Origin of the sequence: Streptomyces fradiae ATCC 10745 = DSM 40063 (assembly GCF_008704425.1) — a bacterium.
In the GTDB taxonomy this organism is placed as follows: domain Bacteria; phylum Actinomycetota; class Actinomycetes; order Streptomycetales; family Streptomycetaceae; genus Streptomyces; species Streptomyces fradiae.
The window spans coordinates 2,531,259-2,546,494 of the sequence record NZ_CP023696.1; the positions used below are offsets into that span (position 1 = coordinate 2,531,259).

Genomic DNA, 15,236 nt, shown 5'->3' on the forward strand with positions numbered 1-15,236 from the left:
CGAGGCTCCCGGGAGGGCTCGACCGGGTTCTCCGGCGGGCCGCCGCCCCCACCGGCCTCGTCTCCGACGGCCCGGCTGCGAAGGCGGAGGGCCCCGCCGCCCTCGGACCGGTCGTCCGGGCGGCCTGTGGCCGTCAGTCCTCCAGGACGGCGAGGTCCTGCTCCGCGTTCGGGACGGCGACCCTCGCCCGGTCGTCGGTGAGGGTCTGGATGGTGAACATGGCGATGCCGTCCTCCGGCAGGGCCAGCATGCGGGCCGCGTGGACGGGGCCGCCGGAGAGGGTCTCGACGGTCAGGGCGTAGCCGCCCTTGAGACCGGCCGGCACGGGCGGGGTGAACGCCAGCGTCGTGCCCGCCTTGACCGTGTACGTCTTCGTGGCGGGTGTCCCGCCCCCGGTACCGGGCGAGGCGGTGACGCGCACCTCCGCGGCCTTGCCGGGCGCGGTCAGGGACAGCGTGGAGCCCTTGGCGCGGTTGTCGGCGACGGTCGCCCGCTCCCCCACCGGGCCGGTGGCCGGGATGAACGCGACCTCCTGCTTCTCGCCGGAGCCGCGCACCACGCGCAGGGCGGCGACCACCGGGGTGGCGCGGCTCGCCTGGGCGGGCGTCAGCAGCAGGGCGCCCGCCTCGCCGCTGGTGAGGCCCTTCAGGTCGGCCGAGGCGGTCATGCCGGACTTCACGCGGATCGTCTGCTGGACGGCGGGTGTGATGGTGCCCGTGGAGCCGGCGAGCTGGATCTTCAGCTCGGCGTCCTCCTCGCCGGGCGCGTACGCCATGAGCTGTACGGACGTGGCGTCGGCGGGGATGCCGGGCAGGACCAGCGACGGGGCCGGGTCGGCGGAGGCGGGCAGCCAGTCGCTGCCCAGCTGGTCGACGGCGGAGCGGACGACGGCGCCGACGCGGCCGCTGCGCGTGGTGACGTGGACCGTGACGTCGGACGTCGCCGGGTCGGCGGTGAGCGTGGACAGCAGGACGGGAACGCTCGACCGGGCGGGCACCGGGATGCCGTCGGTGAGCTGCGACTTCAGGGCGCCCTCGGGGCCGTACAGCTCGATGTCCACGACGGCGGCGGTGTCGTCGGGGTTGGTGAGGTGGACGTAGTCGCGGCGGTTCTCGGCGGTGGAGGTGCCGGGGAACCAGAAGTCCGTGTCGGGGGGTGTGCAGGCCACGCCGAGGAGGCCGCGGGCGCCGCCGGCGGGGACGAGGGTGGTCTGCTGCGTGGTCCAGCCCGGCGCGAGCTTGCCGGAGGCGGCGCCGATGAGGGCCGGGGCGTCGGCGCCGTCGGCCTCCGCCGCGACGGGTGTGCCGGGGGCGGTGGCCGTGAGGACCGGCTTGTCGGCGGCGGGCTCCCCGTCCGCCTTCTCCTCGTCCTTCTTCTCCTCGTTCGTCTTGTCCTCGTTCGTCTTGTCCTCGTTCGTCTTGTCCTCGTCCTTCTTGTCCTCGTCCGTCTTGTCGCCGTCCGTCCCGCCGTCGTCCTTCTCGGGCGGGGTGGCCGTTGTGTCGCCGGTGGCGGCGGACGGCTTCAGCTCGGCCCTGTCGGGGAGGGCTTCCCCGCCCGCCGGGGCCTTGGAGCCGGGCTCGGCCGCGTCGCCGGTCGTGGCGGGCGTGTACGACGTGTACGTCGTCTCGGCGACCTCGGAGGTGCTGGGAGCGGGGCACAGGAGGCTGCTGCGTTCGACGGGGAGCCTGACGGGCGCCGCGCCGGTCGCCGCGGCGGGCTCGTCCGCGCCGGGGGCCGTCACGGCGGCGACCCCGGTCAGGGCGGCGAGGGCCGTCGCCGCGGCGAGGAGGGAGAGGGTGCTGCGGTTCACTGGTGGCTGCTCCCGTCGGGACGCTGCTCGCTGTCGGGGTCGTACGGGTCGTACGGGCGCGGCTGGTACGTGTACGGCTGCTGGTCGTACCGCTGCCCGCCGTAGGCGGCCGGGTCGTACGGGTCGTCCTGCCGGTAAGGGGTGGCGGCGTCGTAGGGCTGGGCGTGGGGCGCGGGGTACGGCTGGTCGGTGTAGGGCTGCCCGGGGTACGGCTGCTCGGTGTAGGGCTGCCCGCCGTCGCCGTACTGCTGCGGGGTGCCGTACTGCTGCGGGTAGGTCCGGTCGTCGCCGTCCTGGCCCGCCGGCCAGTCCGCCGTGTGCTGCGGCGCCGGCGCGGCCGAAGGCGCGGGCTGGGGCGGGGACGGGTCGCGCGGGGCGGGGACGGCGTACGGGTCGGCGTCCACGGCGGTCGCGCCGTCCATGCCGTGCGTGCCGTACGTGCCGTCCGCGGGGACCGGCTCCGGGTCGGCGGCGGCGTGGGCGGTGGCCGGGCCGGCCCCGGTGTCGGCGGTCGCGGCGCGGAGCCTGCGCGCGCGGCGCCCCTCGCCCGTGCCGTCCTGGGCGGCCAGGGCCGCCGCGGGCTCGTCGGGCAGGTCGTCGTCGATGTCGCGGCGGCGGCCCGGAAGGGCGAGGACGACCAGGACGACGGCGAGGGCGCACTGGGCCCAGATCCACGCGGTGTGGGTCAGCGGGGCGTCGTAGGTGAGGTCGAGGCGGCCGCCGTTCGCGGGCAGCTCGAAGCCCTGCGCCCAGCCGTCGACGGTGACCTTCTCCAGGGGCTCACCGTCGAGCGTGGCCTGCCAGCCGTCGTCGGCGCGGTCGGCGATGCGCAGGACGCGCCCCTCGCCGCCGGCCGGGATGTCGGTGTGCGCCTCGACGGGGCCGGAGCCGACCGGGAGGGGACCGCCGCCGGACGCGCCGCCCTCCGCCGCCGCACCGGAGGGGGCGGGGACGATGACGGCGCGGGCGACCTGGCGGTCGACGCGCCACAGGGCGCTTCCGTCGCGCTGGCTGAGCCGGCTCAGGCCGGGCGTGGCGTCGAGGACGCGGCCCATGTCGCGCGGGGCGCCGTCCCGCACCAGGACGTAGCGGATGGCGAAGCCGCTGAGCTCGGCGGTCTGGTCGGCGCCGGAGCCCGCGACGAGGTGCGCGACGACCTTGTCGAGGCGCGGGTCGCCGCCGCCGGTCGCGGTCAGCTCGGCGTCGCCGAGGCGGGCGCCGGACCCCCGCACCAGGGCGTAGGTGACCTTCGCGGCCGACTGGCCGTCGAGGACCAGTGTGCGGGGCTGGTCGCGGGTGGTGCTCTCCTCGGCGACGAACGCGGGGACCTGGGTGGGGTCGCGGCGCTCCAGCGGGCCGGCCGCGCCGCCGATCATCCAGTTGGCGGCGGAGACGAGCGGGCCGACGGCGGCGGCGAGGGCGATCAGGGCGGCGACGGGCTGGCGCCAGCCGAAGCTCTGCGCGGCGACGCGGGTACGGCCGCCTTCCGCGCCGAGCACGCCGGCGGCGAGGAGGGCGAGGCCGTAGACGAGGGTCGCGGGTCCGGCCCAGCCGGTGGCGTGCTCGCCCGAGCCGTTGGTGAGGACGGCGAACAGGAAGCCCGCCAGGGCGACGGCCCAGGCGCAGCGGACGGCGAACTGCCGCTCCGCGCGCAGCAGCGCGGCGAGCGCCGCCAGGACCAGGCCCAGCAGGACGATGCCGCCGACCGCGCGGGGCCCGCCGGGGCTGGCGCCCAGCAGGTCGAGGGCGGACGCCGGGCCGGTGCGGATCTGCGTGCCGGCCTCCCTGAGGAAGGCGGCCGGGTCGGTCAGCAGGGACAGCGACCAGGGGGCGAGGACCAGCAGCGGGGTGCCGGCGACGGTCAGGAGGCGCAGTCCGTACGCGGTGACGTCGTCGCGCCGCAGCACCAGGGCGGCGGCGCCGAGGAGGACGGCGAGCGGCCAGACGACGGGGGTGAACGCCATCGTGAAGGTGAGGAGCAGCGTGTACGCCCAGGTGGCGCGCCAGCTGCCGCGCGGGGCGCCGGGCCCGCCGCCGCGCAGCCCGTACGCGGCGACCGCGGCGCGCGCCATGAGGGGCAGCAGCACGGCGAGGACGGCCGTGCCGAGCCGCCCGGTGGCGAGGGCGCCGGTGGCGGCGGGCAGGAAGGCGTAGGCGATGGCCGCCCACGCGCGCAGAAGCCGGGACTCCACGAGCGAGCGGGAGGCGAGGTACGCGGTGAACCCGGCGAGCGGTACGGAGCAGACCAGCAGCAGGGTGAGCGCGAAGCCGGTGGAGCCGAGGAACAGGCCGGACAGGCCGGCGATCAGGGCGAGGTAGGGCGGGGCGCTCTGGGTGCCGCCGGTGCCCAGCGGGTGCCAGGCGTCGGCGTACCGGCTCCACAGCTCGCCGACGGTGTCGGGGACGGGCAGCAGTGCGCCGCCCGCGAGGGAGCCGCCGCCGAACAGGCCGCGGCAGGCGACCAGGGAGACGAGCAGCAGCAGGGCGAAGAGGACGGGGCCCGGCTTGCGGGCGATCTTCTTCAGCCGGGCGAACTGCTCGACCTCCAGGTAGTCGGCGTCGTCGCCGCCGGGGCCCGACTCGACGGCACCGTGCCGGGAGCCGCCGGTGTCGGCGTCGCCGCCGCCGAAGTTGGAGGCGACCTGTTCGACGGTGGCGCGGACGGTGGCGCCGGGCGGCGGGAAGAGGGGGCGCAGTTCGGCCGGGTCGACCGCGCGGGCGGAGCGTGCGCGGCGGGCGGCGAGGATCCGCTCGGGCCGCAGCAGGACGCCGCACAGGCCCATGACCTCGTCGACCGCCTGGACGGGCGCCTTGCCCACGAGGTAGGCGAGGGTCCGCAGCAGGGTGCCGACGAGGAGGCGGACGAGGACGTACGGGAGGGCGGCTCCGCGCGCGTTGGCGAGCAGGGTGTAGACGGCGCCGGCCTTGTCGACCCGGTGCGGGTTGGCGACGGAGCGGCCGGCGCAGTCGACGGTGCGGCGCTCGCGCGAGGCGGCCTCGGCGTGGCGCAGGACGGCGTCGGGGGCGACGAGGACGCGGTGGCCGGCGGCGTGGGCGCGCCAGCACAGGTCGACGTCGTCGCGCATGAGGGGCAGGCGGCGGTCGAAGCCGCCCAGCTCCTCGAAGACGTCGCGGCGGACCAGCATGCCGGCGGTGGAGACGGACAGGACGGGGCGGACCTGGTCGTGCTGGCCCTGGTCCTGTTCGCGGCGGTCGAGGCCGGTCCAGCGGCGCCCGCTGTTGGCGATGGTGACGCCGACCTCGAGGAGCTGCTTGCGGTCGTACCAGCCGCGCAGCTTGGGGCCGATGACGGCGGCGTGCCGGTCGGAGTCGGCGACGCGGAGCAGCTCGGCGAGGGCGTCGGGGGCGGGGGCGCAGTCGTCGTGGAGGAGCCACAGCCACTGGACGGGCTCGCCGTGCGGGAGGTCGGGCAGGTCGTGGACGTCGTCGCGCCAGGTCCTGCCGACGGGGTCCCAGCCGCTGGGCCGCTTCAGGTAGGGCAGGTCGTCGGGGCCGAGGACGGGGGCCGTGCGGGCGGCCTCCCCGACGGCGGCGCCGAAGCCGGTGCGGCGCGCGAGGTGCAGGACCCGCTCGTCGCCGAGGGCCTCGCCCACGAGCCGGGCGGACTCGTCGGCGCTGCCGGTGTCGGCGGCGATGACGTACTGCGCGGGGCGCTCCTGGCCGAGGAGTCCGGCGAGGGCGTCCGGCAGCCAGCGCGCCCCGTCGTGGGTGACGAGCACGGCGGTGACGACATGCCGCGGGAACTCGGGCTGCTGCGGCTCGGAAGCGGTGGAGAACGCGGCTGTGGTGGCGGACATCGAGGTACGGGCCCTCCGGCCAGGGGGTCGCCCGCGTCGCGGGGCGTCGGAGCGTCGTTGACGGGGCTCCACACTAATGGCTGGCACGGCGGCGGTCCGCCGCCTGTGGACAGAGCGCGGGCGGCGGACCGTTGGACGGGTGCGGGCGGGCGGCGTCCACGCTCCGGCGGGTGGGCCGCGGACCTCCGGCGGTGACGGCCGCGGACCTCCGGCGGGTGGGCCGCGGGAGCCGTGCCGGGCGGGGTCGGAGCCCGGACGCACGGACCGGGGACTCGACAGCTGAACGTACGGGCTGCGGGCGCACCAGCCGCGGGCGTAGGGGCCGCGGGTGTACGAGCCGCGGGGGCGCCGGCCGCGGACGCACGGGCCGCAGACGCACGTACCGCGGGCGCACGGGCCGCGGGCGCACGGATCGGGCCGCACGGATCGGGCGGGCCCCGGGGGTGCGGGCTACGCGCGCACCGGCTGCGGGCGCGCGAGTCGCGCTGCGTACGAGCCGCCGCTGCGCGAGCCGCGCAGGCGGCGCCGGGCGGTGTGCGGGCCGCGGGCGTACGGGCCGTCGGGGGCCCCGGCGGGGCGGGTCAGACGGCCGCCTTCTTCAGGCGGCGGCGCTCGCGCTCCGACAGGCCGCCCCAGATTCCGAATCGCTCGTCATTGGCCAGCGCGTATTCGAGGCATTCCGAACGGACTTCGCAGGCGAGGCAGACCTTCTTGGCCTCGCGCGTGGACCCGCCCTTCTCGGGAAAGAAGGACTCGGGGTCGGTCTGGGCGCACAACGCGCGCTCCTGCCAGCCGAGTTCCTCCTCCGCGTCCTCGACCAGCAGCTCCTGGAACAACTCGGTCATCTGCGCCCCTCGTCTGTCTTATACGTCCCCGTGATGCCGCACCGTTTCCCATTTCCGGCCGAACGACACGAGTGAAATTACAAGTGTGTAGCTCCGAGGCAGTCAAGCTGAGATCTGCTATTGGGCCCGGTATTCACTCTGCGGAACCAAGGAAGTGCGGAAAGTGTTCAAATCGGCAAAAATGAGACACTCCCCGGCGCCTGCCCCGTGCTTCCACCGCCGGACGCCTTCACCAGGGGAGACGACCCGGCGCGCGATCCTGTTGCGGCCGGGCCGGCGAAGCGACCCGGATCACAGTCCGATCACGGACCCCTGACGGTGTTTGCGCGGATGGTTCCTGCGCCATGTGACCCGGACCGGGCGAGCACAAACCTTTCTTCCGGGCGGCTGACCGGATGAGGTGAACCGGTGCCCCCGAACCGGTCACCGAGTTGACAGAACGGAGCGGCCCGGTCCACCGTGGGGGGCATGCCAGCGACCACAGCGCTCCACGCGACCCACGTTGCCCGTGGGTTCCGCCGCGCTGTCCACGCGCGCTGTTGCTGTACGTGCTGTTGACGCCGTAGCGCTCCGGCCACCCCGGCGAGTCCCCTCGCCGCACCCGCCCCGCGTGCCCGGCCCGGGCCGCCCGCCCGCGCCGCGGTCCCGCCCCTCACCGGCAGCCGCCGCCCGTCCCGGCCTCCCACCCGATCCGGGAGCCGGAACCCCGTCGGCCGCCGGGAGCCGGTTCGCCCGACCGGCCCGCGTCCCGCCGCACCCCTCCCTTCGCCGCACAGCACCGCCGAGGACCCAGCACCCCATGAACAGCGACAGCGACCTCCAGATCGCCGGCGACATCCTCGCCGTCCAGCACCTCCTCCAGCCCGCCCGGGAACACCCGGCCACCGTCGCCGAGTTCGCCGGGATGGCCCGCTCCATCGCCGCCGACCGCCGGCTGTGGGCGCCGCTCGTCTCGTACGACGCCACCACCCGCTGGTACCACCGGCTGCGCACCGGTCCCGGCTACGAGGTGTGGCTGCTGTCCTGGCTGCCCGGCCAGGGCACGGGCCCGCACGACCACGGTGGCTCGACCGGCTACTTCACCGTGCTGGAGGGGGAGCTGACGGAACGTACGGAAGGGGGCGTGCGGACGCTCACCGCGGGGGCGCGGACGACGAGCGCGAAGGCGCCGGCGAGGACCGGGGGCGCGCGCGGTGTCCCGGGCGCCGGGGCCGGGACCGGATCAGGGGGTGGTGCGGGGGCGGGAGCGGTGGCCGTGTCGGGGCGGGTCGTCGCGCCTGGCCGGGTCCACGAGCTCGTCAACGACTCCCTCGAACCCGCCGTCAGCCTGCACGTCTACTTCCCCGGGCTCACCGACATGCCGATGCACGGCGCGACCGGAGTTGTCCACAGGTTCGCCCCGAGCGCCCGGAGTGCCGTCCGGGCCTGACAGACTGCCCGTATGCGCATGGTGGTTCTGGCCGGTGGCATCGGCGGTGCCCGCTTCCTGCGCGGCCTCAAGCGGGCCGCGCCCGACGCGGACATCACGGTCATCGGCAACACAGGTGACGACATCCATCTCTTCGGGCTGAAGGTCTGCCCCGACCTGGACACGGTGATGTACACCCTCGGCGGTGGCATCGACGAGGAGCAGGGCTGGGGCCGCGCCGACGAGACCTTCACGGTCAAGGGCGAGCTCGCGGCGTACGGGGTGGGGCCCGAGTGGTTCGGCCTCGGCGACCGCGACTTCGCCACGCACATCGTGCGCACCCAGATGATCGGCGCGGGCTACCCGCTCAGCGCGGTCACCGAGGCGCTGTGCGACCGGTGGCGGCCGGGCGTGCGACTGCTGCCGATGTCCGACGACCGGGTCGAGACCCATGTCGCCGTCGAGGTGGACGGCGAGCGGCGGGCGGTCCACTTCCAGGAGTACTGGGTGAAGCTGCGCGCCTCCGTGGACGCGCTGGCCGTGGTGCCGGTCGGCGCCGAGCAGGCCAAGCCCGCGCCCGGCGTGCTGGAGGCCGTCGCCGAGGCGGACGTGGTGATCTTCCCGCCGTCCAACCCGGTCGTCAGCATCGGCACGATCCTGGCCGTGCCCGGCATCCGGGAGGCCATCGCGGAGGCCGGGGTGCCGGTGGTGGGGCTCTCCCCCATCGTCGGCGACGCCCCGGTGCGCGGCATGGCCGACAAGGTCCTCGCCGCGGTGGGCGTGGAGGCGACGGCCTCGGCCGTCGCCCGCCACTACGGCTCCGGGCTGCTCGACGGCTGGCTCGTCGACACGGTCGACGCGGACGCGGTCGCCGAGGTGGAGGCCGCGGGCATCCGCTGCCGGGCCGTGCCGCTGATGATGACCGACGTCGACGCGGCGGCGGCCATGGCCCGCGAGGCGCTGGCCCTCGCGGAGGAGGTACGGGGATGACCCCCGCGTACCGGGTCTGGGCGCCGGCCGGCATCCCGGAGGTCGCGAAGGGCGACGACCTGGCCGCGCTGATCGCCGCGGCCGAGCCGGGCCTCGCGGACGGCGACGTCGTCCTCGTCACGTCCAAGGTCGTCAGCAAGGCGGAGGGGCGGGTGGCCGAGGCCGCCGACCGGGAGGCCGCCATCGACGCGGAGACCGTCCGCGTGGTCGCCCGGCGCGGCGCGCTGCGCATCGTGGAGAACCGCAACGGCCTCGTCATGGCCGCCGCCGGGGTGGACGCGTCCAACACGCCCGCCGGGACGGTGCTGCTCCTGCCCGAGGACCCGGACGCGTCCGCCCGGTCCATCCGCGACGGGCTGCGCGACCTGCTGGGCGTGGAGGTGGGCGTCGTCGTCACCGATACCTTCGGCCGGCCGTGGCGCAGCGGCCTGACCGACGTGGCGATCGGCGCCGCCGGGGTGCGGGTCCTGGACGACCTGCGCGGCGGCACCGACGCGTTCGGCAACCCGCTCGTCGCGACGGTCGTGGCCAGCGCCGACGAGCTGGCCGCCGCCGGGGACCTGGTGAAGGGCAAGACCGCCGGGCGGCCCGTCGCCGTCGTACGCGGCCTGCCGCACCTGGTCGCGGGGGCCGGGGACGGCCCGGGCGCGCGGGCGCTGGTGCGCGGGGCGGAGGGCGACATGTTCCGGCTCGGCACGTCCGAGGCGGTTCGGGAGGCGGTCACGCTGCGGCGCACCGTGCGGGCGTTCACCGACGAGCCGGTCGACCCCGGCGCGGTACGGCGGGCGGTGGCCGCGGCGGTGACGGCGCCCGCGCCCCACCACACGGCGCCGTGGCGGTTCGTGCTGCTGGAGAGCGCCGCGTCGCGGACCCGGCTGCTGGACGCCATGCGCGAGGCGTGGATCGCCGACCTGCGCCGGGACGGGCGGAGCGAGGAGGCCGTCGCACGGCGCGTCCGCCGCGGCGACGTCCTGCGGAACGCGCCCTGCCTCGTGGTGCCCTGCCTCGTCGCGGACGGCGCCCACCACTACGGGGACGCGCGGCGGGACGCGGCCGAGCGGGAGATGTTCGTCGTGGCGGCGGGTGCCGGGGTGCAGAACTTCCTGGTGGCGCTGGCGGGCGAGGGGCTCGGCTCGGCGTGGGTGTCGTCCACGATGTTCTGCCGGGACGTGGTGCGGGAGGTGCTGGAGCTGCCCGACGACTGGGACCCGATGGGCGCGGTCGCCGTCGGCCGGCCCGCCGAGCCGCCGAAGCCCCGCGCGGACCGCGATCCGGAGGACTTCCTGACGGTGCGGTGAGCGGCGGCGGCCGGGCGCCGGGAGGGGGTGGTGCCGGGGGGGCCGGGGTGCGGTGCTTCCTGGGGGGCAGTGCCCGCTGATGCCTGGGTGGCGGTACTTCCGCGGGGGCGGTGCCCACGGGGCCGGGGGCGCGGGACCGGGGGGGCGGGGGGCCGCGGGGGCGTTCGGGCGCGGTGGTGCCGGCCGCGCGGGTCGTCAGAGGGCGGCGATGTTGCCGGGGGTCATGCGCGGGGCGCGGCGGGGCGGTACCCGGCCGCTGAGGAGGATCAGCCGGGCGGCGCGGTGGCGCTGGCCCGCGTACGGCTCCAGCAGGGCCAGCATCTCCTCGTCGTCCGCGTCCCGGTTGCCCGCGAGCGCGTGGCCGACGATGCCCGGCAGGTGGTAGTCGCCGGTCGTCACCGCGTCGGGCGCGCCGTTGCTGCGCTGCACCGTCTCGGCTGAGGTCCAGGGGCCGATGCCGGGGACCAGCTCCAGCCTGCGCCGGGCGTCCTCGGGCGCCATCGCGGCGGCCTCCTCCAGGCGGCGCGCCACCCGCACGGCGCGCAGCACGGTCGCCGACCGCTTGCCGTCGACGCCCGCGCGGTGCCACTCCCAGGACGGGACGAGCGCCCAGGTGCGGGGCTCGGGCACCACCGACAGGCGCAGTTCCGCCGGGGCGCCGGGCGCGGGCTCCCCGTACCGGCGTACGAGCAGCCGCCACGCGCGGTACGCCTCGCCCGTCGTGACCTTCTGCTCCAGGATCGACGGGATCAGCGATTCCAGCACCAGTCCGGTGCGCACCAGCCGCAGGCCGGGGCGGCGCTGCCGGGTCACGGCGAGGAACCGGTGGCGGGGCGTGAACGCGTCGGGGTCGTCCTCCTCGCCCAGCAGGGCGGGCAGCCGGTCGAGGAGCCAGTCGGCGCCGCTCCCCCACGCCTCGGCCTCCACGGCGCCACCGCGCGCGGCGACCCGCAGCGTGCCGGGGCCGCCGGGGGTGCGGCAGGTCCGCCAGAACGCCCCGTCGGGGGTGGCGCGGAAGGTCGGGTCGCCCGGACCGCGCCGCAGCGGGCCCAGGGTGAGCGCGAGGTCCAGGGGCCACGGCGGCACCCACGTCCGCCGCCGGGGCTCCGGTGCGGGGCCGCGGGCGTGGGCCGGGCCGCCGGCCTGGGCGGGCACACGGGGCCGGACCGGGCCACCCGCGGCGTAGGCGGGGCCGTGCGGGCCGCCGCTGCCGGAGGCGGAGCCCGAGCGGGAAGCGGAGCCCGGGGGGGAGGCGGAGCCCCGTCCGGAGGCGGAGTTCGAGCCGGGCGCACCGGAGGGGCCGGGCGCACGGGGCGACAGGCCGGGCGTGGCGCCCAGAGCCTCGTCGGCGGGCACCCCGGGTACGCCGGGGCCGCCCGGCGCGGGGGTGCGCCGGGGACGGGGGGCGTAACGGCCGGCCACGGGGGCTCCAGGGGCGGTGCGGAAGGCGAAGGGGGACCCGAACAGGGTAGACCCCGGCGCGCCGGGCCACCGGTCGGGCGGGACGCCCCGGCCACCGGTCGGGGCGGACGCCCCAGCCGCAGGGCGGAGGAGAAGCCACCGGCCGGACGGCACGCTCCGGCGCTCGGCCGAAGGGGGGGACAGGCCCCGGCCACCGGTCGGGACGGGCCCGGCACCGGCACCGGCACCGGCACCGGCCGGAGGGGACAGACGCACCACCAGCCGGCGGGGACGGGCCCGCCACCAGTCGGCGAGGACCCGCCACCACCGCGCGGACGCGGCGTCGCCCGCCACCACCGGACGGGACGCGCCCGGCCACCGGGCGGCACGCGCGCGCCCGGCAACCGGGCGGGCAGGAGCCGCGTGCCCCCGGCCGGAGGGAGACCCCGTGCCCCCGGTCGCGGCCGAGCGTCGACGCCGCCCGTCGCGCGCGGGGCGACCGGGGCGGTGACGCCGGCGCCCCGCACCAGCGGCCCGGCCGCAGGAGTACCCGGGGCCTACTGGTCGGAGGAGAACCGCACCGAAGCGTCGGGGAGGCGGGCGCCGCACCAGACGCGCACGCCGTCCCGCAGTTCGTTGTCGGCGCCCACGTGCGCCCCGTCGCCGATCACGGCGCCGTGCAGCACGGTCCGGGCGCCGATCCGGGCGCCCTCGCCGACGAGCGAGTCGGTCACCACGGCGCCCGGCTCCACGACCGCGCCGGCCATGACGGCGCTGCCGTCGATCCGGGCGCCCGCGCCGACCGTGGCGCCCGCGCCGACGACCGTGCCGCCGGTGAGCTTGGCGTCCGGGGCGACGGACGCGCCGGCCACCACGAGGCGGTCGCCGCAGCGGCCCGGCACGGCCGGGGAGGGGGCGCGGCCCAGGACCAGGTCGGCGGAGCCCCGCACGAACGCCTGCGGGGTGCCGAGGTCCAGCCAGTACGTGGAGTCGACCATGCCCTGGAGGTGGGCGCCGTCCGCGAGGAGGCCGGGGAACGTCTCCCGCTCCACGGAGACCGGCCGCCCGGTCGGGATGGTGTCGATGACGGACCGGCGGAACACGTACGCGCCGGCGTTGATCTGGTCGGTGACGATCTCCTCCGGCGTCTGCGGCTTCTCCAGGAAGGCCGTGACCCGGCCGGTCGGGTCCGTCGGGACGAGCCCGAACGCGCGCGGGTCCTCGACGCGCGTGAGGTGCAGGGAGACGTCGGCGCCCGAGGTCTCGTGGGTCTCGACGAGGGCGCGGATGTCGAGGCCGGTGAGGATGTCCCCGTTGAAGATGAGGACGGGCTCGTCCGGCCCCGACGTGAGCCGCGAGGCGACGTTGCGTATCGCGCCGCCGGTGCCCAGGGGCTCCACCTCGGTGACGTACTCCAGGTGGAGCCCGAGTGACGATCCGTCGCCGAAGTACGGCTCGAACACCTCGGCCAGGTACGACGTCGCCAGCACGATGTGCTCGACGCCCGCCGCGCGGGCCCTGGCGAGCTGGTGCGTGAGGAACGGCACGCCCGCCGCGGGGACCATCGGCTTCGGCGTGTTCACCGTCATCGGTCGCAGCCTCGTGCCCTTGCCGCCGACCAGGAGGATCGCTTCTGTCACCTGTCGTCTCTGCTTCCTGCTGGGCCGGTCGTCGGATGGTGGGCCGATCCGGCGCTTCGAACACGGCCGGAGACCGCTCATATGATCGGCACGACCAGGCAGTGTAGGCAGATCCTAGGCAGACCTGGACAGACGGTTCGACACCGCGTCCCCCTTCGACAGCCCCGTCAGGGCCTGCCCTGGAGGCCGGCCGCGGTGGAGCGGACGGTGCCGAGCTTGGCGTACAGCTTGGCGCCGGGGCAGGCGGTGGAGTAGCCGTCGCGGTGCCCGGAGACCGTGTTGAGCTGCACCTTCGTGCCCTTCGCGTACTTGTTCCCGCCGGCGGACGTCAGGGTGCTCTTGCCGAGCGGGTTCCTGGCGTGCAGGCCCAGCTTCCACGCCGTCAGCTTGGCGACGCCGGTCACGGCCGCGGCGGGCGGCGTGGTGGTGGCGAACGAGCCGAGCACCGCGATGCCCGTGGTGTTGCTGTTGAACCCGAGGGTGTGGGCGCCCTGGACCGGCCTGGCCACGCCGCCCGCGCGGCCCTCGTAGATCTTCCCGCACTTGTCGACGGCGAAGTTGTAGCCGATGTCGCGCCAGCCCATGCTCTGCACGTGGTAGCGGTAGATGCCGCGCAGGACGGAGGGCGCCTGGGCGCAGGTGTAGTTGTTGCCGGTGGCGCTGTGGTGGACGAAGGCCGCGTGGACGGACGTCGTGTAGAGGAAGTTCGGCTCGCGCAGCTTCTCGTCGGCGCCCCAGCCCTTGCGGGTGACGATGCCGGGGCGCGGGCCGATGTACGTCTTCGCGGCGACCGGGGCGGGGGCCTCGGCTCCGGCGCCGCCGTCGGGACCGGAGGCGGCGCCCCCGCCGGGGCCTCCCCCGGTGCCGGTGCCGCCGTCCGTGGCCGTGCCGGTGTCCGTGCCGGTGCCGCCGTCCGTGCCGGTGCCGCCGTCCGCGGCCATGGCGGCCAGGCTCGCCTCGGTCTCCTCCTTGGTGAGCTCCGCGATCTCCAGCGCGCCGAGGGCGGCCAGGCCGGCGTTGGCGGCCGAGGCGGCGGACTCCTCCGGGGTGAGCGGGCCGGCCGGCGCGTCGCTGCCCGGCGCGGCCGCGGCCGACGGGCGGGGAGCCGTCGGGTCGGCGGCCGTCGGGTCGGTGGGGGCCTGCGCCCCCTCCTCGTCGGCGGGCGCCTCGGCGCCGGGGTCCGTGTCCGTACCGGTGTCCGCCTCGGCGCCGGGGTCCGTGTCCGTGCCCGTGTCCGTGCCCGTGTCCGGGGCCGGCTCCGTACCGGAGTCGGCGCCGTCGCCGGCACCGGAGGCCGTGTCGTCGTGCGGGGTGTCGTCCTGCGGGTCGGCGTCCGCGCGCCCCTCGGCGGGCGCCGCGTCGCCGGGCGCGGCCGACGGGGTGTCGCCCGGGGCCGCCGACGGGGCGTCACCGGGGTCGACCAGCTCGACGCGCAGCCCGCGCGGCAGGGCCGGGGGCGCGGCGCCGCGCTCCCCCGGCTCCTCGGGCCGTACGCGCACCTCGACACCGTCGGAGTCGCCCACCCACAGCGGCGCGGTCCCGCCGCGCACCGCCGTCGAACGGGCCTCCGCCGCACCGGGGTCGGCGGCGTGCTCGTGCTGGTGGGTGTCCAGGTCCTGCCACGCCGACCAGGCGCCGGTCGCGGCGGAGCGCGTACGCACCTGGACGGTGCCGTGCAGTTCGGCGCCGGGGTCCTCCCAGACGACGCCGACCATGGAGAAGGGTTCGACGTCCCGGCGCGGCAGGCCCTGGGCGGCGCGGGTGCCGGGCGCCGCGCTGCGCTCGTGGCCGGCGAGCGGCACGAGGGGCAGGGAGCGGGTGGAGCCGAGGTCCGGCGCGGCGCCCGCCCGGGGGGCGGCGACGGCCGTCGCGGAGAGGGGCAGGGGCAGCGCGAGGGCGGATCCGGACGCGGTGGCGACCGCGACCGCTACGCCGATCAAGGGAACTCGAATGGAACGCATAGCCAGATACTGGACATTCGGCCGGAGTTGCGCTTCCCGGGTTTCCTGACGCCCCCTCGCCCCGG

Annotated in this window: 9 protein-coding genes; 3 read left to right on the forward strand and 6 right to left on the reverse strand. The window is 76.9% G+C overall.

From position 1 onward, the window contains the following. Positions 1-133 precede the first annotated feature (133 nt). The 3 genes from CP974_RS11215 to CP974_RS11225 form a co-directional block, all read right to left on the reverse strand. The gene (locus CP974_RS11215) at positions 134-1,810 is read right to left on the reverse strand and encodes a DUF5719 family protein (RefSeq protein ID WP_031130193.1); all 1,677 of its coding nucleotides are present in this window, start codon (positions 1,808-1,810) and stop codon (positions 134-136) included. Then, positions 1,807-5,628: a glycosyltransferase family 2 protein gene (locus CP974_RS11220; RefSeq protein WP_031130192.1), complete on the reverse strand. Its 3,822-nt coding sequence runs from the start codon at positions 5,626-5,628 to the stop codon at positions 1,807-1,809. The genes CP974_RS11215 and CP974_RS11220 overlap by 4 nt, the downstream gene beginning before the upstream one ends. 581 nt (positions 5,629-6,209) lie before the next feature. Further along, positions 6,210-6,473 carry a WhiB family transcriptional regulator gene (locus CP974_RS11225; protein WP_031130191.1) on the reverse strand — a complete coding sequence of 88 codons (264 nt, stop codon included), beginning with the start codon at positions 6,471-6,473 and terminating at the stop codon, positions 6,210-6,212. Between the two features lie 799 nt (positions 6,474-7,272). Here CP974_RS11225 and CP974_RS11230 point away from each other — a divergent pair. The 3 genes from CP974_RS11230 to CP974_RS11240 are packed head-to-tail and all read left to right on the forward strand — an operon-like array spanning position 7,273 to position 10,169. After that, on the forward strand, positions 7,273-7,902 hold the full coding sequence (locus CP974_RS11230) for a cysteine dioxygenase (protein WP_031130190.1): 630 nt from the start codon (positions 7,273-7,275) through the stop codon (positions 7,900-7,902). A gap of 12 nt (positions 7,903-7,914) precedes the next feature. Then, positions 7,915-8,871, forward strand: coding sequence for a 2-phospho-L-lactate transferase (cofD, locus tag CP974_RS11235; protein WP_031130189.1), 957 nt, complete (start codon positions 7,915-7,917; stop codon positions 8,869-8,871). Further along, positions 8,868-10,169 carry a coenzyme F420-0:L-glutamate ligase gene (locus CP974_RS11240; protein ID WP_031130188.1) on the forward strand — a complete coding sequence of 434 codons (1,302 nt, stop codon included), beginning with the start codon at positions 8,868-8,870 and terminating at the stop codon, positions 10,167-10,169. Before cofD ends, CP974_RS11240 begins: the two co-directional genes overlap by 4 nt. A 195-nt stretch (positions 10,170-10,364) precedes the next feature. Here the strand turns inward: CP974_RS11240 and CP974_RS11245 are convergent, their stop codons facing one another. The 3 genes from CP974_RS11245 to CP974_RS11255 form a co-directional block, all read right to left on the reverse strand. Next, on the reverse strand, positions 10,365-11,324 hold the full coding sequence (locus CP974_RS11245; RefSeq protein ID WP_051839240.1) for a DNA-3-methyladenine glycosylase family protein: 960 nt from the start codon (positions 11,322-11,324) through the stop codon (positions 10,365-10,367). 803 nt (positions 11,325-12,127) lie between these two features. Further along, the gene (manB, locus tag CP974_RS11250; RefSeq protein WP_031130186.1) at positions 12,128-13,210 is read right to left on the reverse strand and encodes a mannose-1-phosphate guanylyltransferase; all 1,083 of its coding nucleotides are present in this window, start codon (positions 13,208-13,210) and stop codon (positions 12,128-12,130) included. 167 nt (positions 13,211-13,377) lie between these two features. Beyond that, positions 13,378-15,171 carry an N-acetylmuramoyl-L-alanine amidase gene (locus tag CP974_RS11255; RefSeq protein WP_037937395.1) on the reverse strand — a complete coding sequence of 598 codons (1,794 nt, stop codon included), beginning with the start codon at positions 15,169-15,171 and terminating at the stop codon, positions 13,378-13,380. Positions 15,172-15,236: the final 65 nt, after the last annotated feature.